21 protein-coding genes are annotated in these 26,406 nt (G+C 66.4%); 5 read left to right on the forward strand and 16 right to left on the reverse strand.

The genetic code is table 11. The features are described 5' to 3' along the window. Positions 1-275 precede the first annotated feature (275 nt). Positions 276-3,620, forward strand: coding sequence for a CHAT domain-containing protein (locus ACQR1F_RS19705; protein WP_434913677.1), 3,345 nt, complete (start codon positions 276-278; stop codon positions 3,618-3,620). An 8-nt stretch (positions 3,621-3,628) separates the two neighbouring features. On the opposite strand, the gene ACQR1F_RS19710 is transcribed toward ACQR1F_RS19705, so the two are convergent. From ACQR1F_RS19710 to ACQR1F_RS19750, 9 genes are read right to left on the reverse strand one after another with little or no spacing between them, the layout of a single operon-like run. Next, positions 3,629-4,321: a YoaK family protein gene (locus tag ACQR1F_RS19710; RefSeq protein WP_434887750.1), complete on the reverse strand. Its 693-nt coding sequence runs from the start codon at positions 4,319-4,321 to the stop codon at positions 3,629-3,631. Between the two features lie 19 nt (positions 4,322-4,340). Further along, positions 4,341-5,750, reverse strand: coding sequence for an alginate export family protein (locus ACQR1F_RS19715; protein WP_434913678.1), 1,410 nt, complete (start codon positions 5,748-5,750; stop codon positions 4,341-4,343). Positions 5,751-5,762: 12 nt separating this feature from the next. Next, entirely contained in the window at positions 5,763-6,653 is an 891-nt protein-coding gene (locus ACQR1F_RS19720) for a glyoxalase (protein WP_315805332.1), read from the reverse strand. A 27-nt stretch (positions 6,654-6,680) separates the two neighbouring features. Next, positions 6,681-7,106 carry a DoxX family protein gene (locus ACQR1F_RS19725; protein WP_315805331.1) on the reverse strand — a complete coding sequence of 142 codons (426 nt, stop codon included), beginning with the start codon at positions 7,104-7,106 and terminating at the stop codon, positions 6,681-6,683. Next, entirely contained in the window at positions 7,106-8,983 is a 1,878-nt protein-coding gene (locus ACQR1F_RS19730; RefSeq protein WP_434913679.1) for an amidohydrolase, read from the reverse strand. Before ACQR1F_RS19730 ends, ACQR1F_RS19725 begins: the two co-directional genes overlap by 1 nt. Next, the gene (locus ACQR1F_RS19735; RefSeq protein ID WP_315805329.1) at positions 8,980-9,267 is read right to left on the reverse strand and encodes a XapX domain-containing protein; all 288 of its coding nucleotides are present in this window, start codon (positions 9,265-9,267) and stop codon (positions 8,980-8,982) included. The genes ACQR1F_RS19730 and ACQR1F_RS19735 overlap by 4 nt, the downstream gene beginning before the upstream one ends. A gap of 14 nt (positions 9,268-9,281) precedes the next feature. Beyond that, complete coding sequence (locus tag ACQR1F_RS19740) at positions 9,282-9,926, reverse strand: hydrolase (RefSeq protein ID WP_315712755.1); 645 nt, start codon at positions 9,924-9,926, stop codon at positions 9,282-9,284. Positions 9,927-9,953: 27 nt separating this feature from the next. Continuing rightward, positions 9,954-10,466: a hypothetical protein gene (locus tag ACQR1F_RS19745; protein WP_315805328.1), complete on the reverse strand. Its 513-nt coding sequence runs from the start codon at positions 10,464-10,466 to the stop codon at positions 9,954-9,956. 15 nt (positions 10,467-10,481) lie between these two features. Beyond that, a complete protein-coding gene (locus ACQR1F_RS19750) occupies positions 10,482-11,306 on the reverse strand; it encodes an alpha/beta fold hydrolase (RefSeq protein ID WP_315805327.1) in 825 nt (274 codons plus the stop codon). Positions 11,307-11,445: 139 nt separating this feature from the next. Between ACQR1F_RS19750 and ACQR1F_RS19755 the strand changes: the two genes are divergently transcribed. After that, entirely contained in the window at positions 11,446-12,495 is a 1,050-nt protein-coding gene (locus ACQR1F_RS19755; RefSeq protein WP_434908499.1) for an AraC family transcriptional regulator, read from the forward strand. 33 nt (positions 12,496-12,528) lie between these two features. Here the strand turns inward: ACQR1F_RS19755 and ACQR1F_RS19760 are convergent, their stop codons facing one another. After that, on the reverse strand, positions 12,529-12,984 hold the full coding sequence (locus tag ACQR1F_RS19760; protein ID WP_410053194.1) for a nuclear transport factor 2 family protein: 456 nt from the start codon (positions 12,982-12,984) through the stop codon (positions 12,529-12,531). Between the two features lie 114 nt (positions 12,985-13,098). Then, positions 13,099-13,899, reverse strand: a complete 801-nt coding sequence (thiD, locus tag ACQR1F_RS19765; protein WP_434913680.1) for a bifunctional hydroxymethylpyrimidine kinase/phosphomethylpyrimidine kinase — start codon at positions 13,897-13,899, stop codon at positions 13,099-13,101. A 121-nt stretch (positions 13,900-14,020) separates the two neighbouring features. On the opposite strand from thiD, the gene ACQR1F_RS19770 reads away from it, so the two are divergent. Beyond that, positions 14,021-14,266, forward strand: coding sequence for an Lrp/AsnC ligand binding domain-containing protein (locus ACQR1F_RS19770; RefSeq protein WP_315805323.1), 246 nt, complete (start codon positions 14,021-14,023; stop codon positions 14,264-14,266). A 371-nt stretch (positions 14,267-14,637) separates the two neighbouring features. Next, on the forward strand, positions 14,638-15,702 hold the full coding sequence (locus ACQR1F_RS19775; RefSeq protein WP_316182993.1) for a helix-turn-helix domain-containing protein: 1,065 nt from the start codon (positions 14,638-14,640) through the stop codon (positions 15,700-15,702). On the opposite strand, the gene ACQR1F_RS19780 is transcribed toward ACQR1F_RS19775, so the two are convergent. Then, positions 15,656-18,163, reverse strand: coding sequence for a bifunctional diguanylate cyclase/phosphodiesterase (locus ACQR1F_RS19780; RefSeq protein ID WP_434913681.1), 2,508 nt, complete (start codon positions 18,161-18,163; stop codon positions 15,656-15,658). The genes ACQR1F_RS19775 and ACQR1F_RS19780 overlap by 47 nt on opposite strands. 238 nt (positions 18,164-18,401) lie before the next feature. Between ACQR1F_RS19780 and ACQR1F_RS19785 the strand changes: the two genes are divergently transcribed. Continuing rightward, on the forward strand, positions 18,402-19,562 hold the full coding sequence (locus ACQR1F_RS19785; protein ID WP_315805321.1) for an ABC transporter substrate-binding protein: 1,161 nt from the start codon (positions 18,402-18,404) through the stop codon (positions 19,560-19,562). A 27-nt stretch (positions 19,563-19,589) separates the two neighbouring features. Here the strand turns inward: ACQR1F_RS19785 and ACQR1F_RS19790 are convergent, their stop codons facing one another. From ACQR1F_RS19790 to murJ, 4 genes are all read right to left on the reverse strand, one after another. Next, the gene (locus ACQR1F_RS19790; RefSeq protein ID WP_434913682.1) at positions 19,590-20,510 is read right to left on the reverse strand and encodes a c-type cytochrome; all 921 of its coding nucleotides are present in this window, start codon (positions 20,508-20,510) and stop codon (positions 19,590-19,592) included. A gap of 148 nt (positions 20,511-20,658) precedes the next feature. Continuing rightward, on the reverse strand, positions 20,659-21,108 hold the full coding sequence (locus ACQR1F_RS19795) for a c-type cytochrome (RefSeq protein WP_315805319.1): 450 nt from the start codon (positions 21,106-21,108) through the stop codon (positions 20,659-20,661). A 130-nt stretch (positions 21,109-21,238) separates the two neighbouring features. After that, a complete protein-coding gene (locus tag ACQR1F_RS19800; RefSeq protein WP_434911926.1) occupies positions 21,239-23,548 on the reverse strand; it encodes a xanthine dehydrogenase family protein molybdopterin-binding subunit in 2,310 nt (769 codons plus the stop codon). Between the two features lie 149 nt (positions 23,549-23,697). Next, the gene (gene murJ, locus ACQR1F_RS19805; RefSeq protein ID WP_434908495.1) at positions 23,698-25,227 is read right to left on the reverse strand and encodes a murein biosynthesis integral membrane protein MurJ; all 1,530 of its coding nucleotides are present in this window, start codon (positions 25,225-25,227) and stop codon (positions 23,698-23,700) included. Positions 25,228-26,406: the final 1,179 nt, after the last annotated feature.

Here is a 26,406-nt window from a genome sequence, read left to right on the forward strand (position 1 = left end):
AGTTGGGCGCGATGCTTGTGGGACGCAATGGCGCACAGCGATGCGGCCGGCTAAACTTTTCGTCATTGGAGATCGCCGACGCGCGTTCCCCTGCGCCTCCACCGCGAACCGCCGTGAGCAAGGTCAACTGCGTGACGCAGCCGCGGTTGCAGTCTCACGTCATCGCGTTGACTCGATCAACGCGGCTAAATACAACACACGCATAATAAGAAATTGTTAGGGTCGGCAACCGACTACCGCGGAAGATGCCGACGTGATCCTATTGCGAGGCACGCATGCCCGTCCGTCAGGTGCCAGGCTCAGACCTGCAATATGTGCTCATCGCCTTCGATGCGACGGGGCAGGAGCGGCGAGAGGCCGACGGTTCGCTCGCGAGCGAGATGGTGGTGAACCGCCTCCATGCGCTGGGCGCGGCGGTCAGCGATATCATCCTGCTGAGCCATGGCTGGATGGGCGACGTCCCTGCGGCGATCGAGCAGTATGACCGCTGGCTCGCCGCCATGGCGGGGCTCGATGCGGATCGGCTCGCCGCCGCGCAGCAGCATCCCGGCTTTGCCCCCGTCATCATCGGACTGCACTGGCCGAGCCTGCCGTTCGGAGACGAGACGCTGCCGTCGGGCGGCGGCGGGTTACTGTCCGCCGACACGCCGGCGGCATCGCTCGAGGCGGAAGTGGAGCGCTATGCGGCGCGCATCGCCGACACGCCGGCGGCGCGCGCCGACATTCGCTCGATCCTCGAGCAGGCGCGCATTGCGCCGGCGGCCACGTTGCCGGACTCGATGCGCGATGCCTATCTCAGGCTGTTCGCTGCGTCCGGCCTTGCGATGGGCGATGTAAGCGGACGCCCTGGCGCCGAGCAGGACCGGTTCGATCCGACCGTGATCGTGAGCGAGGCACGGAGCGGGCCGGCCGATGCGACCGCAGGCACGCTCGGCCTGGGCGATGATCTGCGCGAGGCGCTGCTGGCGCCGCTCCGCATCCTGTCGTTCTGGAAGATGAAGGATCGCGCGCGCCAGTTCGGCGAGGCCGGCGCCCATGATGTCCTCGTCAAGCTGCAGCAGGCGGCGCCTGCGGCCCGGGTGCACCTGATGGGCCACAGCTTCGGCTGCATCGTCGTGTCGGCGGCCGTCGCCGGCACGCCCGACGGCCGCGCGCTGCCGCGCCCGGTCGAGACGATGTTCCTGGTCCAGGGCGCGCTGTCGCTGTGGTGCTATGCCGAGAGCATTCCGCAGGCCGCCCCGGCGCAGGGCTATTTCCGGCGCACGCTGCTGAAGGGGCTCGTGCGCGGCGCCTTCGTGACCACCCGCTCGAGCTACGACCGGGCGAACGGATGGTTCTACCCGCTCGGAGCGCGGCTGAAGCAGCAATATCTGCTCGATACCGACTATCCGCTGTACGGCGCCATCGGCAGCTTCGGCGTCCGCGGCACCCAGCCTGTGGCGACCGTCGACATGCCGATCCAGGATGTCGGCTTCAGCTACGGTTTCGGCAGCGGCCGGGTCTACAACATCGAGGCGAGCCGGATCATCCGGAACGGCGGCGGCGCGGCCGGCGCCCACAGCGACATCGCCCACCCCGAAGTGGCTCACGCCTTCTGGGCCGCGATCCTGGCCGCGCCCGCGGCCGTCAGGCCGCAACCCGGCAGCATCGGCGGCGGACTGCTCAGCGACGACATCCGCCACTTCGATCAGCAGCGCTACGATCAGCAGCTCTGGCGGCCGCGGACGTTCGAGCGGACTTCGGAGCAGGTGCAACAGCAGGTTCAGCGGCAGGAGCAGCAGCAGCAGGTCGAGCCGGGCCAGCGGCAGCAACGCGAGCAGCAGCAGCGGGAGCAGAGTCAGCATCAGCAGCAGCAACGGCAGCAGGAAGAGCAGCAGCAGGTTCAGTTGCCATATCCGCAATGGGCGCCGCCGCCGACCGTTCCGCAACCGCCCCCGCTCGACAACCGCAAAGCCTATCCGCCCGGCGAGCAGCGCTGGATCAATGCCGGCTTCGAGGATCTCGATGCGCCGTTGAAGCCGGGCCAGTGGTACACGTTCGCCTTCGACGTCGACATCCAGCAGAGCGGCGTTTCGTCGGTGCCGCTTGCCGACGAGCAGCTGTTCCCGGAAGGAACCTCCGACGTCACTTTGACCATCCAGCTCGACAGCGACGATTTCGAGCTGTCGGACAAGAGCCGCCCGCTGCGCCTGCCGCGCACCGGCAAGTCGCGCAACAAGGCACGGTTCGATCTGTCGCCGAAGAAATTCGGCCCGTCGGCGCTGCGGGCGACGGTCCACAAGGACGGCAATTTCGTCCAGCAGATGGACCTCGTCATCGATGTCGGCGCGGCGCCGTCGCCCCGCGTCGAGGGCGCGCATGGCCGGCCCTACTCCTCCGCCAGCGTGCTCAATCCGCGCGATGTCGGCCTGTCGATCATGCCGATCGCGGGCGGCTACGACTGTCTCGTCTGGAAGCCCGTCACGGTGCGCGCCCGGCTGCCGTTGCTGCCGGACTACCTCGCCAAATCGATCGAGATCGTGCGCCAGGAGCTCATGAAGGTCGTGACCCATCAGAACGCGGCCGGCAGCTTCGTCTTCCAGAGCGGGATCGACATCGCCGATGCCGACCGCGACGCCGCCCTGAAGATCATGGCGCGGGCGGGATCGGCGCTGTTCCAGAAGCTGTTCTTCGGGCCCGCCGCGGCGCAGGATTCCAAGGACATCGGCGAATTCCTGCGCAAGCTCACCAGCGACCGCTCCAGGCGGCTGAAGCTGCAGATCGTGGCGGAGGCAACCACGGTGCCGTGGGGCCTGCTCTATGTCGGCGATGCCTCGGCCGGCGCACAGCTCGACTGGGACAATTTCATCGGCATGCGCCACGTGATCGAGCAGATCCCGATGCAGAACACGCCGCGCATCTCCGACTGCCTGATCCCGAGCGACAAGCCCGAGCTCAGCATCAGCCTGAACGTCAACGACAACATCGACCGGCAGATGGGCGCCGACCTCGTCGCCCAGCAGCAGCGGTTCTGGCTCGCGGAAAAGGCGGCACGCCGCAACGTCCACATCGTGTCGCGCACGACCAGCAAGGAGCTGGTCAAGGCGCTGGCCGACGAGACCACCAACGACCAGATCCTCTACCTCTATTGTCACGCCCGGGCGACCGGCCTCGACGACCCCGGCGGTCCCGACAGCTCCAGCCTGGTGCTGACCGATGCCGGCATCACGCTGGGCGAGCTCAGCCTGGACGCCCCGACCAGCAAGCTGCTTCCCGGCAACCCCCTCGTCTTCATCAACGCCTGCGAGTCGGCCGAATTGTCGCCGGCGTTCTACGACGGCTTCGTGCCGTATTTCATGGCCAAGGGCGCGCGCGGCGTGGTTGGAACGGAATGCAAGACCCCGGCGATCTTCGCCACGGCCTGGGCGAAGCGCTTCTTCGAAAGCTTTCTCGACGGCGTGCCGCTGGGAGAGACGTTCCTCAGCCTGCGCCGGGAATTTCTCCGCGAGCACGGCAACCCGCTCGGACTGCTCTACGCGGTGCACTGCGACGGCGACACCCAGGTTGCGCCGTCGCTGCCACGGCTGCCGCCGACGGCGCCCGCGCCGAACGTCCAGCCGGCCCTCGGCACCGGCACCTGACGGCGTCCTCAGCGCGCCGGCTCGGGCCCGGCGAGGCGCACGCCGAGCGCCAGCGCGGCGATGACCGGCGGCACGACGAAGCACCAGCCTCCCAGGCGCATGAACAGCAGCGCCGCGGCGCCGCAGCCGAGCGCAAAGGCGAGCACGTTGATCGCCATCTGCATCAGCCGCGCCGGCGGCGGCGCCTGGCTCTTGTCGCCGACATAGATCCTGTCGGCGAGGTCGATCATCACCTGCGTCGTGGTGCCGGTCATCAGGGTCGACGGCGGCGAGCTCGGCAGATGGATCCGGTGCACCGCGTTCTGGATCGCCATGGCCGCGACCAGCACCATGCCGGTGATGATCGCCTCGCGGCTGTCGCCGTCATGGAACGGGCCGAAATGGATGGCGAGCACGGCGCCAAGGACGAGCAGCACCAGCTTGACGCCGATCAGGACCTCGAACGCGCGCGACCACCGCCGCGAGAGCAACGTGCCGGCCAGCCGCGTCGCGATCACGACCAAGCAGAATACCGGGAGCGCCAGCAGCTTGGCGGTCGCGCCCGAGGTGCCCAGCGCCAGCGCCGCACCGAACGTCACGAAGTTGCCGGTGACGTGCGCGGTGAACAGGCCCTGCAGCGCCAGGAAGCCGGCAGTGTCGACATAGCCGGCATTGACGCTGAGCAGCAGCGGCACCACGTTGCGGGACTCGAATTGCGACATGTGGTCCTGCTTTCGTTGTTCAGAGCGCGTATTTCAGCTCGATGCCGATGTAGTTGCTGTCGTGGCCGCCGGCGCGGCGCAGCGTGTCGCCGATCTCATAGTGCACGGCTTCCAACGCGCCTGTGAGGTTGGCGTTGAAGCGATAGTCGGCGCGCAGCTGCGCATAGGCGCCGGACCACGAGCTGCCCTGCCCCGCGGTGCCGGCGACCGCGACATTGGGCTGGACGTAGATCGCGTCCGCATTGGTCGCGCGCCATTGCAGGCCGATCGCGGCCATGAATGAGAGATCTGTCATGGGCTTCACCGTCAGCGACGGTTTGAGGTGAATCAGGTTGGTGTAGCCGGTGAAGCCGGCCAGCGTGAAGTAGTAGCCGTTCGGGAACAGCGGATTGAAGGTCTCGATTTTGCCGTCACCGGGATGGCGGTCGCCGGAGGCGCCGTCGAGCTGAAGGCCGATGCGCGGCTGCCAGGCGACGTCGGCGAAGGTGTAGCCGGCGCGCGCGCCGGCGCCCCAGGCGCGGATCTGCTTCGCCCCGACCGAACCCGCCTGCCCCATCGCCTCGAGATCCCAGTCGAAGCCGGCGAGCTTGCCGGCGAAGCGGATGTCCAGCACGTGGCGCTGCTCGAGGCCTGCGGCATCGAGGAAGCGCGCATCGTCACGCTGATAGTAGGAATAATACGACGACAGCTCGTTGGTGCCGAGCACCTGGCGCTCGACGCGGAAGGTGTGGAAGAGGAACGATCCGTTCGACGTGTCGTCGAACGGGCGCACCAGCTTGTATTGCACCGGCTGGCTGACGAAGCCGATGAAGCGCCACGGGCCGCTCTCCCAGTCGGCCCACAGCGCGTCGAAGGACTGGCGCACGTTCGGCCCGTCGCGCGAAGAGACGAAGCGCTGCAGGTCGAAGTCGAAATCCTGCCGCCCGACCCGTGCCTTGAACGTGCCCTGCTCCGTCGCATCGACATAAGCGAGGAAGGCGAGCCGGAGATCGAGCGGGTTCTGGTCGACCGACGTGATGTTGGCCTTGCCGAAGGCGCGGTCGTCCTCGAGCTGGACGAACAGCTGCCAGTGCTCGTTGAGATGCGCGTCAGCATGGATCTGCAGCCGCTGCAACACGTGCTGGTCCGGCTTCGCCCCGCCGATGCCGAAGCTCGCGGCATCGAGGCTCTCGAAGCGCTCACGCAGGGTCATGCCGAACGAGACATAGCTCTGCGGCACACCGGCCTGCAGCGGAATGTACTTGATCGGATCGAACGGCTCCGTGCGCAGCGCCGGATTGGCGAGGACGGACCAGTCCTCCTGCCAGCGATTGGTGCGAATGGCGGGACGGGCGTCCTCGGCGGCGGCCAGGCCGCACGACACCGCGACCATCGCAAGCGCCGCGGCCGTCCTCGTCAGTGCCCCAGCCATCCGCACGCGCCTCTCCATCCGCCGATGGCGCTACTTTACCAGCGCATGGATTTCCGCGACATAGCCGCCGGGAAACTGCACCAGCGCCTGCTCGCGCTTGTCCGCCGTGAACGGCTCGACCAGCACGGTCGCGCCCGAAGCCTTGGCCTTGTCGAGCGTGGCCTTGAGGTCGGCGACCTCATAGCCGGTCATCTCGCGGCCGAACGGATATGGCAGATGGCCATCGGTGACGAGCACGGTCATGCGGCCGAACACCGACTCGATGCGGATGCGCCGGTAGCGGTCGTTGGGCCGGCCGATCTCGACGCCCGGCGCCTTGGCCTCGTCGGAGATCACCTTGCCCTTTGAGAACCGCAGGAAGGCGCGGGTAAACGCCTCGGCGCGATCGGCCGAGACATAGACGCGGTTCTCCGGAACCTTCTCGAACGCGGCGTAGGACGGCTTGGCCGTGTGCCAGTAGAGCTGCATGTTGACGCCGCCCGGCCATTGGATCACGGCATCACGGCCGATCGGATCAGGAAACGGCGCAACGACGACGTCGGCGCCCGCGGCGTTGGCCGCCTTGATCGCCGCATCCAGATCGGTGACCAGATAGCCGGTGCGCTCTGCGCCGAACGGATACGGGATCGGAGTCTTGAAGCCGAACAGCGACACCGTGCCGACCGGCGTCTGCAGCAGCTGCGAGGTCGTGCTGCTCGGCGTCGGCGTCACCGTCGCGACGACCTGCTTGGTGCTCTGGCCGCCGAAGGTGGCGAGGAAGCTCGTGACGAACTTCTCGACGTCGTCGGGCGCGACATAGACATGCGTCGTGTCGTATTGCGCGCCGACGCCCACGAGCCGCGCGGTGTCCTTGGCGAATGCGGGAGCGCCGAACAAGGCGGTGGCAACGAGTACGCCGAGCAGATGACGGGAGCGGATCATGACAACCTCAGACAAATGGAGACCGGATCAGGCGCGGCGCGCGCGCCAGGACATGATGGAGACGAGCACGAGACCGGCGATCAGGCCGAGATGCTCGAAGAAGGAATTGAGCGCCATGAAGCGGTCATGGCCCTCCATGTGCCAGAAGTCGTTGGCGGTGAGCATGGCGACGAAGGTGAGCACGCCGAGCGCACCGGCGCCGAGCCAGGCGAAGCGGTTGACCACGACGAGCAGCGAGCCGATCAGCTCGACGGCGATTGCAGCGACCGCCCACAGCGCCGCCGGCTGCAGGCCGAAATGGGCCTGCTCGGCGACGGCACCGGGAAAATCCATCAGCTTCTGGACGCCGCCGATCACATAGGCCGAGACGAGCGCGAGCCGCGCCGCGGGCCAGAGCCACGGCCAGGCGAGCACCGCTGCGACCGGCCGCGGCGTGTCCGGGATCACGGCCATCACACCGCCCAGCAGGCGCAGCCGAGCGCGCCCCAGAAGCTCTTGAGGTCGGCGATCGGCAACTGGCTCGACCAGGACCGTGCATGGTCGTGGCCGTGGACGCCGCAGGCATTGGCGCAGCCGCACATCTGCATCGCCTGGGCACGCACCGCGCCGGTCTCATCCTTCGCGAGCCACGCGCCGTAACCGCCGAAGCGGCGCACCGGCGACCAGTCCGGCATCGCCGGCGGCGGCGCGGCGTCGTCGAGCGTCTTGAAATCTGACGCCGCATAGACGACGCGGCCGCCGACCATGGTGAGATCGCTGGTGATGTCGGCGATCTCGGCCTCGGGACACGAGAAGAAGTCGCGGTCCGGCACGATCAGGTCGGCGAACTGGCCGACTTCGATGCGGCCCTTTTTGCCTTCCTCGTTCGAGAACCACGTCACCTTCTCGGTCCACATTCGCAGTGCGGTCTCGCGATCGAGACAGTTGCGCTGGGGGGTGAGCCGCAAGCCCCCGACGGTGCGGCCGGTGACCAGCCACGACAGCGAGACCCAGGGATTGTAGGAGGCGACGCGCGTCGCATCGGTGCCGGCGGAGACCCTGACGCCCTTGTCGAGAATCTTCTTCACCGGCGGCGTTGCCTCGGCCGCGCCAAAACCATAGCGCTCGACGAAGTACTCGCCCTGATAGGCCATGCGGTGCTGCACGGCGATGCCGCCGCCCAGCGCGGCGATGCGGTCGATCGACTGGTCCGAGATGGTTTCGGCATGGTCGAAGAACCAGTTGATGCCGTCGAGCGGCGTGTCCTGGTTGACCTTCTCGAACACGTCGAGCGTGCGCGAGATGGTCTCGTCATAGGTCGCGTGCAGCCGCCACGGCCATTTGTTCTGGACGAGGATGCGCACGACCTCCTCGAGCTCGCCTTCCATTTCGGCCGGCATGTCCGGCCGCGGCACGCGGAAATCCTCGAAATCGGCGGCCGAGAACACCAGCATCTCGCCGGCGCCGTTGTGGCGAAAATAGTCGTTGCCTTGCTTGTAGGACGAGCTCCGCGTCCAGCGCAGGAAGTCGTCCTTCTCGCCCTTCGGCTTCTGCGTGAACAAATTGTAGGCGAGCCGGATGGTGAGCTGGCCGTCATCGGCCAGCTTCTGGATCACGGCATAGTCGTCCGGATAGTTCTGGAATCCGCCGCCCGCATCGATCGCGCCAGTGACGCCGAGCCGGTTCAATTCGCGCATGAAGTGCCGGGTGGAATTGAGCTGATAGTCAAACGGCAGTTTCGGTCCCTTGGCGAGCGTCGCATAGAGAATGGCGGCGTTCGGCTTGGCGAGCAGCAGACCGGTCGGATTGCCCTCGGCATCACGCGCGATCTCGCCGCCGGGCGGTTGCGGCGTGTGCTTGTCGTAGCCGACGGCGCGCAGCGCGGCGCCGTTGAGAATCGCACGATCATAGAGATGCAGCAGGAACACCGGGGTGTCAGGCGCGACGGCGTTGAGTTCGTCGATGGTCGGCAGCCGCTTCTCGGCGAACTGATGCTCGGTGAAGCCGCCGACCACGCGCACCCATTGCGGCGGCGGCGTGATGGCGACCTGGGCCTTGAGCATCGCCATCGCGTCCGCGAGCGAGCGCACACCGTCCCAGCGCAGCTCCATGTTGAAGTTGAGTCCGCCGCGGATGATGTGCAGGTGATTGTCGATCAGGCCAGGCAGCACGCGACGGCCCTTGAGATCGATGACCTTCGTCCGGGGGCCGGCGAGCTTCATCACGTCCTGCTCGTGGCCGACCGCGGTGAACACGCCGTCCTTGATCGCGACCGCGCTCGCCGCGGGATTGGAGCGATCGAGCGTCGTGAACAGGCCGCGATGCAGGATGAGGTCGGGATGATCGGTCATGAGGTCTTCTCGTCCCGCGCCGGAGCGATGGTTGTGTCTGCCCGTCCGTGATGGCCGGGCAGCAGGCCGAAGATGTGCGTGGCGCAGGCCGCCTTCTGCCACGCGGCAGCAAGCGTGGTGCCGTTCAGGAGCTGCCTGCCCACGGGGATCACCTGCTCTCCGACGAGAATGCCGAGCAGGCCGACCAGCGCCACCAATGGCGGCGCCGGCGAGCGGACCTGAAGCAGGCTGTAGATCACGCCGACCAAAAGCCCTGCCCCGAGCGAGAACAGATAGATCTTCATCGTTCGTCCCAGGGCTACTTTGCGCCGCCTTCCGAGGCGTGCTCGCCGAGCGCCCATTTCGAGAAGCGGATCTGGATGCCGTAGGGCGAATGCGCCTTCAGGATCTCCATCATGCCGTCATAGGTCTCGGCCCGTGCCCAGTCCTGCTGCAGCTCGAAGGCGAACTGGCACGAGGTGATCGGCACCGCGCCGGCCTGCACCGCGCGATCCATCGCCCGGTTGTGCGCTTCGAGCGACAGGTCGCCGCAGGCATCGGCCGGGATGTAGATCTCATAGCCTTCGCGCAGCATGTCGAGCGTCGGGAACAGCACACAGGCCTCGGTCCAGAGTCCCGCGATGATGAACTTCTTGCGGCCGGTGGCGGCGACCTGCTTGCGGAAGCCGGCATCGAGCCAGGAGTTCATCGCCGTGCGGTCGACGATGTCGTGCTCCGGAAACAGCTCGGTCACTTCCGGCATGAAGGGACCGGAGAACGAGTCCTTGGCGACCGTGGTGAGCACCGTCGGAATCTTGAACAGCTTGGCCGCCTTGGCGACGATCTGGATGTTGTTGAACACGCCGAGGCGATCATGCGACTGCACGCCCTGATACATCGCGGGCTGATAGTCGATCAGCGCCACGGCGCAGTTCTGCGGGGTCAGCATTTCGAGCTTGGACACGAGGTTCTCCTTGAAAGACCGAACGGATCAGGTGAGCGAAGCTCGCGGCGCCAGCGCGGTGGGTGCGAAACGCCGCCACGAGAAGACACCGAAAGCAATGAACAGAGCGAGCGTGACGAGCTGAGCTGCCGCGAACGGCGGCTCGCTCTGCGTCGGCGCCAGCGCATTGAGCACGCCGATCTTCTGGAACGACTGCACGATCGCGACGAAGACGTTGAGATAGAGCGAGAGCAGCGCGGTGACGACATAGACCCGTCGCCACCATCCCGACAGCCCGAACGCATAGAGAGCGGCGCTGGCCGCAATCAGCAGCGCGAGCAGGATGATGCCGATCATGCGCGGCGGGTCGAGACCGAACGGCGGCAGCGGAAAGCCGGTCACGCCGGTGAGGAAGGTCGTCACCAGGAACAGCGCCGCCCAGGCCGCCAGATGGCGGCCTGCCAGCATGCCGGCGAGCGTCACGAGCCCGGTCGCGATTCCAATCAGGCTCAGCACCACGTGGATCTGAAGAAACAGGGCCGTCGGAATTCCCCAGGTCATGCAAGCCTCCCCTGATCAGCTCTTGATGAAGGACAGCAGATCGGCGTTGATGGTCTCGGCTTCCGTGGTCGGCATGCCGTGCGGAAAGCCCTTGTAGGTCTTCAGCACGCCGTTCTTCAGCAGCCTGGCCGACAGCGGCGCGGAATCCGCGTAGGGCACGATCTGGTCGTCCTCGCTGTGCATGACCAGCACCGGCAAGGTGATCGTCTTGAGATCCTCGGTGAAGTCGGTCTGCGAGAAGGCGACGACGCCGTCGTAATGCGCCTTGGCGCTGCCCATCATGCCCTGGCGCCACCAGTTCTGGATCACGGCCTCGGACGGCTTGGCGCCAGGCTTGTTGTAGCCGTAGAACGGCCCAGCGGCGACGTCGCGATAGAATTCCGCGCGGCGCGTGGCGACCTGGGTCTGGAAGTCGTCGAACACGGATTTCGGCAGTCCGCCCGGATTCGCCGCGGTCTGCACCATCAGCGGCGGCACCGCGGCGATGATCGCAGCCTTGGCCGCGCGGCTCTCGCCATGGCGCGCGAGGTAGTGCACGACCTCACCGCCGCCGGTCGAATGGCCGACATGGATCGCGCTGTTGAGATCGAGATGTGCGGTCAGTGCCGCGAGATCGTCGGCATAGTGGTCCATGTCGTGACCGTCGGCGACCTGGGCCGAGCGGCCATGGCCGCGGCGATCGTGGGCGATGACGCGAAAGCCGTGATTGAGGAAGAACAGCATCTGCGCATCCCAATCATCGGCTGACAGCGGCCAGCCATGGCTGAACACGATCGGCTGGCCGGAGCCCCAATCCTTGTAGTAAATCTCTGTGCCGTCATTGGTTTTCAGAACGGGCATGATTTCTCCTGCGCGCCAGCCATGCGGTCGCACCACCGATTTTGGTATCGCGATCGCCAATATCAGGTGCTATGCAGTCTCATGTGCATCTGCACAATGACCCGAGGATGCCAAAGCACTGGCTCCAGAAGGCCAAGGGATGGCTCAGCAGATTCGAACCACATCGTCGTCCTGGATGCGCGGCGTTGCGACGACGCTGAACGAGCAAGGTCTGGATGCCGCCGCGCTGTTCGCCGAGGTCGGTCTGTCGATCGACGATCTCGACGATTGCGACCGCCGCTGGCCGACCGAGGCATTGAGCCGGTTGTGGGTGCTGGCGGCCGAGCGTTCGGGCAATCCGGACATCGGGCTGGCAAAGCTCGATGCGCCGCGACCTGACAACTATGGCGTCGCCGGCTACGCCATGATGTCGAGCCCCACTCTTCTCGCCGGGCTGATGCGCCTGATCCGCTACATGTGCCTGGTGAGCGACGCGGTGACCATCACGCTCGAGCCGGGTCATGGCGGTCGCTGGATACGAACCGACGTGTTCGGCGGTGAATGCCCGATTCCGCGGCAGCGTTATGACTACGGCGTCGTCAATCTGCTCAATCTATGCCGGTGGATGCTGGATCGTCCGCTGACGCCGCTCGCGACGCGTTTCTCGCATGCGGTGCCGCTGTCGATCGCGTGCTACAACAGGGCGTTCCAATCCCCGCTCGAATTCGATGCGCCGTTCAACGGCTTCCTGGTGTCGGATCAGGATCTCGCCTGCAAGCTGACGACCTCGGCGCCCGAGCTTTCGGCAATCCACGATCGGATCGCCGACGAGGCGCTGGAGCGCCTGGTCAAGGCCGACACCGCGCATCGCGCCCGCGCCGCGATCGCCAGGCTGCTGCCCGACGGCAGCCCGCTGCGCTCGGCCATCGCAGCCGAGCTCGGCTTGAGCGACCGCACCTTCCAGCGCCGGCTCGCCGATGAAGGCCTCTCCTTCAGCGACCTCGTCGACGATGTCAGGCGCGAGCTGGCCCAGCGCCATCTCTCCGATTTCCGCATGACGCTCACCGACATCGGCTATCTGCTCGGCTATGCCGACCAGAGCACCTTCTTCCGCGCGTCAAATCGTTGGTTCGGCGAATCGCCAGGCGAATACCGCTCGCGCGTGATGAGGGGCGTGCGTCGGGAAATCGCGCTCGCGCGCGGACCATGATCCGCCGGCGGGAGAGGCCTTCAGACGCGTTCTTCAGAACATCCCATTGGGATTGGCCGACTGCTCGGGAATGGGCTGAACCGAATCCCAGTGCTCCTCGATCTTGCCGTCCTTGAGACGGAAGATGTCGACGATGGCGTTGCCGCGGGTGCCGGGCTCGCGGATGGCGTGAACGCGCAGCACGACGAAGTCGCCGTCGACATGCACCTGCGTGATCCTGCTGTGCGACTGTGGAAACTTGGCCTTCAGAAATTCGATGAACTTGCGAAATCCCTCAGGGCCATCCTCGGCATTCGGATTGTGCTGGATGTAGGTGCCGAGATATTTCGACGCCGCCTCGAAATCCTTGCGATTGAGGCCCTGCTCATAGAAGTCGAGCACGATCGCCTTGTTGCGCTCCTCCTGGGCGGAATAGGCCCGCTGGGCCAGCACCGGTGTCGCCACCGTGGCGAACAGCACCGCAGCCACCGCCGCGAAACGCGTCATCATTCCGTCATCTCCTGCGGAGCGCAGACATGATGCAGCCGTTGTCCGCCCCAGCTATTTCGGCTGCCGCCAGCTAAGCTGAGTTGCCACGGGAAGTGACCTCAAAGATGTGTGACCTCAATAATAGCGGTGGAGATGATGCACCGGGCCGTGGCCGTGTCCGACCGTGAAGCGATCGGCCGCCGCGATCGCGCCGGAGATGAAGGCCTTGGCGTTGCGCACGGCCGCCTCGAGGCTCTCCCCCTTCGTCAGCCCTGCGGCCACGGCCGACGACAGCGAACAGCCCGTGCCGTGGGTGTTCTTCGTGTCGATGCGCGGCGACGGCAACGGGATGCTGGTCGCTGATGTGATCAGGTAATCGGTGCTGTCGGCGCCCTGCCCGTGACCGCCCTTGATCAGTACGGCCGGACAGCCGAGCGCGAGCAGCCGGCGGCCTTGCGCCGCGATCGCCTCGTCCGTATCAGCGACCGGCTCGTCGAGCAGCGCGGCCGCCTCGGGCAGGTTCGGCGTGATCAGCGTCGCCTGGGGGATCAGCCGGCGGCGCAGCGCGTCGATCGCATCCTCCGGCAACAGCCGCGCGCCCGAGGTCGCGACCATCACGGGATCGAGCACGACATGCCGCGGCCGCCAGCGCGCAAGGCTTGCCGCGATGGCGTCGGCGATCGGCGCCTGCGCCACCATGCCGATCTTGACCGCGCCGACGTCGAGGTCATCGAACACCGCATCAATCTGCGCCGTGACGAAATCGGGCGGCACCAGATGCACCCCGGTGACGCCCCTGGTGTTCTGGGCGGTCAGCGCCGTCGGCACCGAGGCGCCGTAGACGCCGAGCGCCGCGAAGGTCTTGAGGTCGGCCTGGATACCGGCTCCCCCGGAGGAATCCGAACCGGCGATGGTGAGTGCGACGGGGGTGCTCATGCCCCTTCCTAGCGCGGGCCGGCCGCGCCCGGCAAGCAGGCCCGGTCGCCGGAGAAAGCGTATCGACTTCGCCGGAAAACGCTATATTGAGGCGAAAGATGCCTTCCGGAGACAGCCCGCAATGGTTCCCTTCTTCGTCCAGATCAAGTGCAAGCTCGGCCAGTCCTACACGGTCGCCAATGCGCTGGCGGAAGCCGAGATCGCCTCCGAGATCTACTCGACGGCGGGAAATTACGACCTGCTGGTGAAGTTCTACGTCGACAATGACACCGACATCGGCCACTTCGTGAACGAGAAGGTCCAGGTCCTGCCCGGCATTCAGGACACCCACACCATCATCACGTTCAAGGCCTTCGGCGCCACCTAGCGACGCGCTCGTCCCGACCGGGCGCGGCCTGCCCGTCGGCCGCCTGCCCCACGACAAAGGCGCCCGTCGTGACCGACGGGCGCCGAGGTCCTGAAAATGGGTCAAGCATGGTTTCGTCATGAAAGACGGTGGCGGCCGGAGACCGTTGTCCGCCAATTCGCGCCAGTGGGCCGGAAAGCCGGACCTTTCGATCGTGAGGGGCAATGGGGGACCGTCGAACGGCCCGGCTTTCCCTTTCGGCAACTTGGCGACAGGCGTTCTATAGCGGGTGCGCGGAGCACCCGGTCAAGGCGAGCGACCGATCCGATACGGTCGATCAAGAGGTTGAGACGAAAACTCAAGAATGACTGCGGCGCCGTGTGAAGAGTGAGATCAAAGCCGTTTCGTCCCTGCTGCCGAGCTACGGCTTTTGCGCCGAGCAGATGGACACCGAGGCGAACATCGCGGCGTGGCGCGAGGCCACTTCGACGTTCTTCGAAGTCGACGAGCTCGCGGCCGGCGAGGCCGCTCCGTTCAGGGCGGACGTGCTGTCCTACGCGCTGGGCTCCGTGCTGCTCGGATCGGCCCGGGCGAGCGGCCAGCGGTTCCGCCGATCGGCCGAGACCATTGCCCGCAGCGGCGTCGATCACATCATCCTGCAGCTCTACGTGAGCGGCAGCTATGAGGGGGTCGCGGCGGCCGCGCCGATCCGGGTCGAGGCCGGCGACCTCTGCGTGCTCGATCTCGCCCAGACACTCGAAACGCGCGCGACGCCGTTCGAGAACATTACCTTGGTCGTTCCCCGTCCGATGTTCGATGCGCGCCTGCTGCAGGTCGACGACCTGCACGGCCTGGTGCTGCCGCGCAGCGGCGCGCTGGCGCCGCTGCTGGCGCGGCATTTCGGCGCACTGCTCGACTGTGCGCCGCGCATGAGTTTCGACGAGTGCCAGGCCGCGGTCGAGGGCACGATCGCGCTGATCTCGGCCTGCCTGCGCGGCGAGCTCGAACGCCGCGATGCCGACCGCAGCGTGACGCCGGATGCTTCGCTGCTCCGCATCCGCCAATACATCGAGGCGCAGCTGTCGAGCCCCGAGCTCAGCGCCGACGCGGTGGCGCTGCATTTCGGGATGTCGCGCGCGTCGCTCTATCGCCTGTTCGCGCCGATCGGCGGCATCGCCGACTACATCCGCAGCCGCCGCCTGCATCGCGCGTTCTTCGATCTCGCCGGGACCGGGTCGCGGACACAGCGCATCAGCGAGGTGGCGCGGCGCTGGCAGCTCGGCACCGATGCCCATTTCACGCGGCTGTTCAAGACCGCCTACGGCATCACGCCGAGCGCCGCGCGCGAGGCCGCCATGCTGGGCCTGGCACGCCTGCCGGTCGACGCAGATGCCGAAGCCGCCTCGCCGCTCAGCCGTTGGATGCGAGGGATAGCAGCGCCCCGGACCGGGGAATGAGCGCGACGACGGCCGCCGAGCGCGGATCGTCGTCCTCGGATGCGTCTTCGGCCGGCTGCGGCTCGTCGGCCTCGGATGCAGCGCGGGCGATCTCCAGATGCTGCTCGAGCTGCTCAACCGGCATCGGCCGGCCCAGCAGATAACCTTGCGCGAAGTTGACGCCGAGCGAGCGCAGTTGCACCAGCTGCTCTTCGGTCTCGACGCCTTCGGCGGTGATCTGGATGCCGAGCCCCCGCGCCAGTGTCACGACCGATGAGATGACGGCGGCACTTTCGTCGCGCACGCTCAGATTGGCGACGAAGGACTTGTCGATCTTGATCTTGTTGAACGGGAACGCCGTCAACGAACGCAGCGACGAATAGCCGGTGCCGAAATCGTCGAGCGCCAGCGAGATGCCGAGGCCCTTCAGCCGGTCGATGAAGCTCTCGTTCTCGGCCGCGCGCTCCAGCAGCACCGACTCCGTGATCTCGATCTCGAGACGCTTCGGATCGAGGCCCGACCTCGCGAGCGCCGACTGGATCACGTCGAACAGCTCGGCCTGCTTGAACTGGACGGGCGACAGATTGACGGCGATCTTGACGTCGTCGGGCCATGCGGTGGCGTCGTCGCAGGCGCGCCCGATGATCCATTCGCCGAGCGGCACGATCAGGCCGGTCGACTCCGCAAGCGGGATGAACTTGTCCGGCGGCACCAGCCCCTTGACCGGATGGCGCCAGCGCACCAGCGCCTCGACGCCGCACCGCTCGCGCGTCTCGGCGTCGTAGAACGGCTGATAGTGCACCTCGAACTGGCACTGCGCGATGGCGTCACGCAGATCACCCTCGAGCGTGTTGCGCGCCTCGAGCTCGGCCGACATCGCATCGTCATAGAGCGTGTAGCAGCTGCGGCCGGCGGATTTCGAGCGGTAGAGCGCGAGGTCGGCCTTCTTGAGCAGGTGCTCCTGGTCGCGGCCGTGCTGGGGCGCGAGCGAGATGCCGATGCTGGTGCCGATCTCGACGCGCTGTCCGCCGAGCTGGTACGGCTCCGCGATCAGCCGGGTGATGCGCTGCGCGAGCTCGATCGCGGCGGCGCGCTGGTCGGAGGCGCCGGCCTGGATCAGGGCGAACTCGTCGCCGCCGAGCCGGGCCAGCACGTCCTCGTCGCGCAACTGCGATCTCAGCCGCTGTGCGACCTGCACCAGCAGCTCGTCGCCGGCGCCATGGCCGAGCGAATCGTTGACGTTCTTGAAGCGGTCGAGGTCGAGCAGGAAGACGGTGAAGCGGCCGCTCTTCTCGTCGTTGATGCGCTCCATTTCCTCGAGGAAGAAGGCGCGGTTCGCAAGGCCGGTCAGCGCGTCGGTCTGCGCCAGCTCGAGCACGCGGCGATTGGCGAGCGCGAGCTGCAGGGCGTTGCGGCTCGACAGCGCGAGATACACGGCAAGGAAGATCGTCGTCGCCATGCCGGCCGCATACAGCGCCAGCGCGCGATTGTGGCTCGCCATCAGGCTGCCACCGGCGGGCGCCGCCTGGAACACCCAGTCGGCATCGCCGATGCGCAAGGTCGTCGACCAGATGCTGGGGTCCGCGGGCCAGCGCTGCGGGTCCACGCCGGAGGCATTGATCACGCGCTCGGGCGGCAGCAGGTTGATCGCGAGCGCCGGGCTGTTGGGATTGTTCGCGCGCACCGACTGCAACAGCGTCGGCAGGTCGAACACGCCGATGATGAAGCCAGAGAGATTGCGCCGGCGGTCGGCGACCGTCGTGCGCGACGTCCCCTTGGCGTAGACGGGGATGCCGATCATCACGGCGTTATTGCGCTCGTTCTGATTGATCAGGTTCTGACGCGTGCGCAACGCGCCGATCACGTCGTAGTCGCGCGACTGCTCCAGCACGGCGCGATGGTCGGGAATGCTCCAATAGTCGAGACCGTAGACCGGCGAGGTCTTCGCCTCGGTGGAGAAGTAGACCGGATAGTATTCGTCGCTCTCCGGCGCGACGGTGCCGTCGGGATAGGACTTGATGCGAAACGCGGGAACGCCGTCGGTGATCGCCGCCGCCTCGTATTCGCCGCGCTCCTTGCGCTTGATCCGCGGCAGCCACGCTAGCCGCAGCATGCCGCGATGCGACTCGAACAGGCGCGCGCTGAAGGTCTGGTACTCGCTGCGCGTAATGTCGTCGTTGGCGGATTCGAAGCGGGTGCGCAGCGCGGTCAGCCGGCTGACATATTCGTTGACGCCGTTCTGGACCAGGATCGCCTGGGCTTCGGCCAAGCCTTCGAAATCGGTGCGCGCCAGCCGGTTCTCCCAGCGTCCCACGGCAACCGTCCCGACGACCGACAGCACGACGCCGACGCATGCCGCGATGATCGCAGGGCGATAAAGGCGGTATCGCGATAACGACGCGCGCAGCCTCTCGCGCCCGCTACCGCTGCGAGCATCATCCTTTTCCTGCAGCGTCGGTGCGCTGTACTCTTCAACCTGCAATATGGCCCCCGCCAAACGGCTGCCCCTCACCACGATGCGGCCGATGCTGGCCGCGGTAAGTTAAGGACGGTCAAAGATGATCCGTTGTGGCGTACCAGAAACCGGGGCTTGGTTAACGGCTGACTGTTGAGGGCCGCCCAAAACGCGATCAAGCGCGGGCTACGTCTTTAGCGAGGTCTTCATTCAACACGCCTAGACTGAGTTGTCATCAAGTGTACCCCGTGCATCGAAGATCGCAATGAACTGGTTTTCAAGCCTTCGGATCTCCTTCATTCTCATCTTGATCGCCGGCGTGCTCCCGCTGGGGTCTGCGCGCGCCGACGAGCTCGGCGTCACCAACGACACCATCATGTTCGGCCAGGTGGCGGCGCTGGAAGGCCCGTCGGCCGCGCTGGGCCAGGCGGCGCGCCAGGGACTGCTGGCGGCCTTCAACGAGCTCAACGCCAAGGGCGGCGTCTACGGACGCAGGCTCAAGCTGTTGAGCCGCAATGACGGCTACGACCCCGATCGCTCGGTCGTCGAGACCATCAAGCTGATCTACGAGGACAAGGTGTTCGCGCTGATCGGCGCCGTCGGCACGCCGACCGCGATGGCCACTGCGCCGATCGCGGCCTCCAACGACGTCCCCTTCATCGGGCCGATCTCCGGCGCCGAATTCCTGCGGACGCCTGAATTCCAGAACATCGTGAACATCCGCGCGAGCTACGCGGCGGAGGCGGAAGCCTCGATCAAGTATCTCACCGAAGAGCTTCACCTGACCCGCATCGCGATCTTCTATCAGGATGACGCGTTCGGCCGCGACGTACTGGCCGGCGTGAAGACGCATCTCGATCGCCGCGGCCTCGAGCTCGCGGCCGAAGGCACGTTCGAGCGCAACACGCGCGCTGTCGGCGCGGCGCTCAAGGTCATTCGGCGCGCGGAGCCTGAAGCGGTGATCCTGGTCGGCACCTACGGCCCGTGCGCCGAGTTCATCAAGATGGCGCATCGCAGCGGCTTCAATCCGACCTTTACGGCGGTCTCCTTCGTCGGCGGCAACGCGCTCGCCAAGGAGCTCGGCCCGGAAGGCCGCGGCGTCGTCGTCTCCGAGGTGGTGCCGTTTCCGTGGGACACCGACCTCCGCATCGTCGCCGACTATCAGGCCGCGATGAAGACGCTCGATCCGAGCCAGACGCCGGACTTCATCGGCCTCGAGGGCTACATCACCGGCCGACTGGTGGCGCGCGCCCTGGCGATGACCGGGCCGAACCCGACCCGCGCCGAGCTGCTCCGCATCATCAACGAGGTCGGCCAGTTCGACATCGGCGGGCTGGTGGTCAGCTTCGGCAACGCGCGCAAGGAGAATCCACCGCCGGTGTCGCTGACGGTGATCCAGAGCGACGGCAGCTTCAAGCCGATCTGACCTGAGCGCGCGCGCCCGCCGAACTGATCAGCTTGCCGGCTTCTTCGGCTTCGGCGGGCCTTCCACCGGCGGCAGCGATTTCAGATAGACCGCCATCGCCTTGCGATCCTCGGGCGAGAGCTGCGAGGTGTTGCGGATCACCCGCGCCATCGAGCCGCCGACGTTGTCGCCGTCGGGCAGTTGTCCGGTCTCGAGGAAATAGCTGATGTCGCTCTCGTTCCAGTCCGACAGGCCCTTCTGGGTGATGTTCGGCACGAAGCCCTGACCTTCCGGCTCTGGCCCACCCGCCAGCCGCTGCGCCGAGACGATGCCGCCGAGCGCATTGCGCGGGCTGTGGCACTCGGCGCAATGGCCGAAGGTGCTGACCAGATAGGCGCCGCGATTCCACTCCGCCGGGCGCGAGGCGTTGGCGGCAAAGGGCTTGCCGTCGAAGAACAGCAGCTTCCAGACCCCGACGGTGCGACGGATGTTGAACGGAAATGGCATGTCGTGCGCGCGCGAGGCGCCCGCAACCGGCGGCAGCGTCTTCATGTAGGCGAAGAGATCGCGGACGTCGTCGATCTTCGCAGCCGCGTAGGAGGGATAGGGAAACGCCGGGTAGTAGTGGCTGCCGCCCGGCGACACGCCCCTCACCACCGCATTGACGAACTCGGCCTCGCTCCAGCGCCCGATACCGTCAGTGGGATCGGGCGAGATGTTGGGCGCATAGAACGTCCCGAACGGCGAGCTCAGCGGCAGGCCGCCGCCGAGCTTCAGCCGGTCCGGCTGGTTCGGCACGGCGTGACAGGACGCGCAGCCACCGATGTTGAACATCTCCTGCCCGTTGGCGAGATCCGGCGCGCGCGTCGCCGCTGCGAGCGTGATCGTCGACGGCTGGGTCAACCACCAGAACACCGTCAGGCCGACGGCGCCGAGCACGCAGAGAGCAAGCAGGAGGCGGCGTAGCATGGTGGCTCCGTCACAGCAGGAGGAGATCGTCGGCCCGGCGATCATTACCGGAGCTCGGCGGCGCCGTGATACGTCAGGACGCCCGCACGGCGCAAACAAACGGGGGCGGACGCAATGTCGCGTCCGCCCCCGTGGATGGCAGGTCAGATCAACTGTTCTTGAGACGGAAGGTCTCGTGGCAACCGCCACATTCCTTGCCGATGCCCGGCGCGGTCGCCTTCAGACTGTCGAGATCCTTGATCTTCGCCTTGGCCTCGGTGACGACCTTCGCGAAGCTGTCGATCTTGGCCTTGAAGCCGGCCTGGTCTTCCCAGATCTTCGGCGACGGACCGTAGTCGCCCTCGAACTTGGCGCCCTTCAGGCTCGCCGGATACATCGTCGGCAGCTTCTTGGCGGTATCCTCGAGCTGGGCCAGAGCGGCATTGACGGCGGCCTGGTCATACGGCTTCTCGCCCTTGACCATCGCGATCAGGACACCGCCGAGGTTCTTGGCGTTGGCCTTCATCGTGTCCTGGCTATGCTTGACCAGATCCTGCTGTGCCATCACGGCGCCGGCCCCTAGCAGCAAAGCTGCGACAGCCACGACAGTCCGCTTCATCAATTCGCTCCTTTGTTGTCACAATCCCGTCCAGCCCACCCGGACGGGGTCGCTCGGTTGGTCAACCCCTCAGCCGGCGGATTATTCCGGAATTGAGGCGGATATCGGAGGAGATCCGGAGGGAGAGTACTCAGAGACTATGACGGCGATGCTGCTCCCGGATCGCGATCCAGACGCGCTCCGGGGTCGCCGGCATGTCGATGTGATCGATCTTGTACTCACGCCAGAGGGCTTCGACGATCGCATTGACGACGGCCGGACAGGAGCCGATCGCCCCCGCTTCGCCGGCGCCCTTGACGCCCATCGGATTGGTCTTGCAGGGCACGTTGTGGGTCTCGAAGGTAAAGGACGGCGCGTCGGCGGCGCGCGGCAGCGCGTAGTCCATGAAGCTGCCGGTGACGAGCTGGGCGTCGGAGTTGCTGTAGACCACCTGCTCCATCAGCGCCTGGCCGATGCCCTGCACCGCACCGCCATGCACCTGGCCGGCCAGCAGCAGCGGATTCAGCGTCACGCCGAAATCGTCGACGATGACGTAGTTGACGATCCTGATGATGCCGGTCGCCGGGTCGATCTCGACCTCGGCCACGTGGGTGCCGTTCGGATAGGTGCCGTCGGCGCTGGCGAAGGTGGCGCTGCCCTTGAGCTTGTCAGGATCGACGCCGGGACGCTTGGCGAGGTCGGCAAACGAGATCGCGCGGTCGGTGCCGGCGACGCGGATCACGCCGTCGGCGATCTCGAGATCGCCGAGACCGGCTTCGAGCGCTTCGGCCGCGATCTGCTTGAGCTTGTCGCCGAGCTCGTGGGTGGCGCGCTGCACGCTGACGCCGCCGGAGGGGATCGAGGCCGAGCCGCCGGTGCCGAGGCCGGTCGCGATCTCGGCCGTGTCGCCCTGATGGATGTGCACGCGCTCCGGCGGCAGGCCGAACTGCTCGGCGACGATCTGGGCATAGGCGGTCTGGTGGCCCTGCCCGCTCGACTGCGTGCCGATCAGGATGGTGACGTCGCCGTTGGGGTCGAGCCGCACGTTGGCGGTCTCCTCGCCCATGGTGCCGCAGACCTCGACATAGCTCGCGAGCCCAATGCCGCGAATGAGACCGTGCTTCTTGGCGGCCTTGGCGCGCTTCGAAAACTCCTTCCACTCGGCGATCTCCATGGCGCGCTTGAGGTGCGCGTTGAAATCGCCGGAATCATAGACCTTGCCGGTCGCGGTCTTGTAGGGCAGCGCGCGCGGCGGAATGAAGTTCTTGCGCCTGATCGCATCGACGGACATGTCGAGCTTGCGCGCGCAGGCGTCGACCAGACGCTCGATGACGTAGGCCGCCTCGGGACGGCCCGCGCCGCGATAGGCGTCGACCGGAACGGTGTGGGTGAAGATCGTGCGCACCCGGCAATGGAACGCCTGGATGTCGTAGAGGCCCGGCAGCATGCCGGCGCCGCCATGCGGGATGTAGGGTGCGAAGGTCGACAGATAGGCGCCCATGTCGCCCATCAGGTCGACGTCCATCGCGAGGAACTTGCCGTCCTCGGCCAGCGCCATCTTGGCGGTGGTGACGTTGTCGCGGCCCTGCGCATCGCCCATGAAATGCTCGGAGCGGTCGGCGGCCCAGCGCACCGACTTGCGCAGCCGCTGCGCGGCGACCGCGACCAGCGCGTATTCCCGGTAGGGAAACAGTTTTGTGCCGAAGCCGCCGCCGACGTCCGGGCAGATCACCCGCATCTTCTCGGTCGGGATCTTCAGCACGTTCTGGCAGAGGATGTCGCGCAGGCGGTGGCTGCCCTGGCTGCCGGCCGTCAGGGTCAGATGGTCGCGCTTGGTGTCGTAGTCGCAGACCGCGGCGCGGGTCTCCATGAAGCTCGCCACCACGCGCGGATTGACGATGCGGATCTCGGCGACCGCATGCGCCTTCGCGAACGCCGCCGCGACCGCCGCCTTGTCGCCGATCCCGACATCGAACAGCACGTTGCCCTTGTGCTCGGCCCAGACTTGCGGCGCATCCGCCTTGATCGCGTTCACGACGCCGGTCACCGCCGGCAGCGTCGTCCACTCGACCTTGATCGCCTCCAGCGCATCGCGCGCGTGGTCGAGCGTGTCGGCGACGACGAAGGCGATGGCATCGCCGACGTGGCGCACCTCGTCCTTGGCGAGGATCGGATAAGGCGGTGCCGTGAACGGATCGGTCTCGAGATTGAACAGGCACGGCAGCCCGCCGAGCTCGGCGGTGTCCTCGGCGGTCAGGATCAGCGCCACGCCCGGCAACAGCCGCGCCTGGGTGACATCGATGGTGAACCGGGCATGGGCATGCGGCGAGCGCAGCACCAGGGCATGCAGGGCAGCGGATGGCGCGAGATCATCGGTGTAGCGGCCCTTGCCGCGAATCAGCGCGTCATCCTCTTTCCGGAGAACGCTTTGTCCCATACCGAACTTGATCGGAGCTGCCATCTGGTTTCACTTCCCACTGCATTGTCGCGACGATTGGCCGGCATATTGCAGCGGATCACGCCCTCGCGCAAACGCCATATGGCCGCTCCCCGAACACGCGCGGTCAACTCTCGGCAGGCATGCCAGCACGCGATGTTGCAGCGCAAACGTCAGCGCCGCACGAGGGCCTTCAGCCAGCGCGGACCGAACAGCACGAGGATGGCGCCCACATAGATGACGGCGCCGACGATGATCAGCAGACCGAGAACGGCTTCGTCCTGCATGCGGCCGAGCGACGCGAGCCGGGTCGATGCCACCAGGGCCGTTGCCCACAACGCCGCCGCGAGCACCACGCCGGTCCCGGCGAACTTCAGCAGCGACGAGGTGAGCCGCCGATCGAAGTGCAGATAGCCTTTGTGCACGGCGAAGCCGAGCACCAGCAGCAGATTGATCCAGGCGCCGACGGCCGTCGCCAGCGCGAGTCCGACCTGGGCGAGCGAGCCCATCAGCAGCACCTTCAGCACGACGTTGGCGGTCAGCCCCGTCAGCGAGGCCTTCACCGGCGTCGCGGTGTCCTTGCGCGCGTAGAAGGTCGAGACCGCGCTGCGAATCATCACGAACGGGATCAGGCCCACGGCATAGGCGGCGAGCGTCGCCCCGGCCGCGGCGGCGTCGCCCTTGGTGAAGGCGCCGCGCGCGAACATCGCGCGGGTGATCACGTCGGGGACGGCGAGGAAGGCGGCGACGAACGGCACCGAGAACAACAGCGTGAACTCGAACGCCCGGCGCTGCTGCTCCATGGCGCCGTCGTGATCGTTCGCCGTGAGCCGCCGTGACATCTCCGGCAGCAGCACCGTCCCGATGGCGATGCCGATCACGCCGATCGGCAACTGGTTGAGGCGGTCGGCATAATACAGTGCCGAGATCGCGCCGGCGGGGAGGAACGTCGCGATGATGGTGTCGGCGAACATCGCGACCTGCGTGCCCATCGAGCCCAGCGTCGCCGGTCCCAGCGCCTTGAAGAACGCGCGGATGTCGTCGTCGAGCTTGAGCGGCGCAAAGCGCGGCAGGCCGCCGTGGCGGGCGAGGTCGCCGGCGAGCAGGAAGTATTGCAGGAAGCCGGAGATCAGCACGCCCCAGGCGGCCGCGTGACCGACACCGGGGAAGAACGCCGCCAGCGCCAGGGTCGCCATCATCGCGAGATTGAGGAAGATCGACGCCGCCGCGGCGCTCGCAAACCGCTGCATCACATTGAGCATGCCGCCATAGAGCGTCACCAGCGTGATCAGCAGCAGATACGGAAAGGTGATTCGCGTCAGCGTGATCGCAAGCTCGCGCTGCCCGGGATCGTCGGTGAAGCCCGGCGCCAGGATCGTCATCGCCTGCGGCATGAACACCCAGGCGAGGATCAGCAGCACGACCTGCGACGCCAGCAACAGCGTGAAGATGCGGTCGGCAAACAGGCTCGCCTGTGCCGGCCCCTTCTCGCCATGCACATGCGCATAGGCCGGCACGAACGCCGCGTTGAACGCCCCCTCGGCAAAGATCGCCCGGAAATGGTTCGGCAGCCGGAACGCAATGAAGAACGCATCCGCCACCGGCCCGGCGCCGAGAATCGCCGCCAGCATGATGTCGCGGGCAAAGCCGGTGAGCCGAGACAGCAGCGTATAGCCGCCGACCGTGAAGATACGTCCGAGCATGGGGGGCTTCTAGAGCATCGGGGGGCGAGTTTGAAGCGGGGAACGTGGCCTCCTTCTGCTTACGGCCAAAGTGTGGCGACTGGGCGCGCGGCCCCCTCCCCCACTTGCGAGCCGAGCCGGCACACATCGTCTCGGGCTTTTCGCCGCGCCGCCCGGGAAGCCTCTCCCCGCTTGCGGCGGGGCGACTGCCTCCACGTATTGCGTCCGTCTGCTGCCACGTCGTCATGGCCGGGCCTGTCCTGGCCATCCACGTCGTCGGGCGCCTTCGGAACGACGTGGATGCCCGGGACAAGCCCGGGCACGACGGACTAACTCATTGGCAGCGCGTAGGACGAACGAGCGACGGGCAATCCGCCGCGCCCGATGCGAACACTCAACGAATGCCGCGCCTTTGCGCAGATCGTTGATTACGGTATGCAGACGAGACCAACTCACGCATTTTGGTGCGCAACATCAAATGTGACATGATGGCGGACTACGCTGCGCGATCCGCCCTATGCGCTCGGGAGGTTGCCAAGGTGTCGAGTGACATTCAGGTTGGGGACCGTGTAAGACTGCGTGACCTACCTGATTGGCTGCTGCATGACCTGCCCGCGAGCGAGCAGGCGGAAATGCGCGCCTTTATTGGCCAGTCATGTGTGGTGAGTGAAATCGACGCTTTTGGCTACTATTGGCTTGGATTCGGTAGGACTATCGTCGACTCGGATGGAACTCGCTGCAGTGGCCATTCATTCTGTGTTCCACGAGAGTTCATTGAACGAGCCCCCATGGACAAGCCTATTCCGCAAGAGTCGCACCTCGACTAATTTCGCGAGCCGCTTCAAGCGCATCCCTCTAACCAGTCCGTTTCTGGAAAATATTCCTCTTTCTTTTTATCAGAAACCATGCGTATAGTGCGTCGTCCCGTCTCGATCAGAGGGGCGCTTCGCGGTCGTCACGGACGTTGAGGCGGGATGCGGTGGGCGTGTCGATGTTGCAGCGTGGTTCGCCACGCCGACGAACAACGTCGATGCGCACGGTCAAGTCGCGTGGTCCTGGCATCCCGACGCTGATGCCCCGCGTAATGCGCGAAAGCGCATTGCGCGCACGGTGGCCAAAAAGCCCGGAGCACCGGGGAGCAACTGTCTTTTTTGTAGACCGGTGATCGGCCGGCCTCAAGGCTGGCGCGAAGGCGCGCCA

Source organism: Bradyrhizobium sp. HKCCYLS3013 (genome assembly GCF_051167615.1).
In the GTDB taxonomy this organism is placed as follows: Bacteria; Pseudomonadota; Alphaproteobacteria; order Rhizobiales; family Xanthobacteraceae; genus Bradyrhizobium.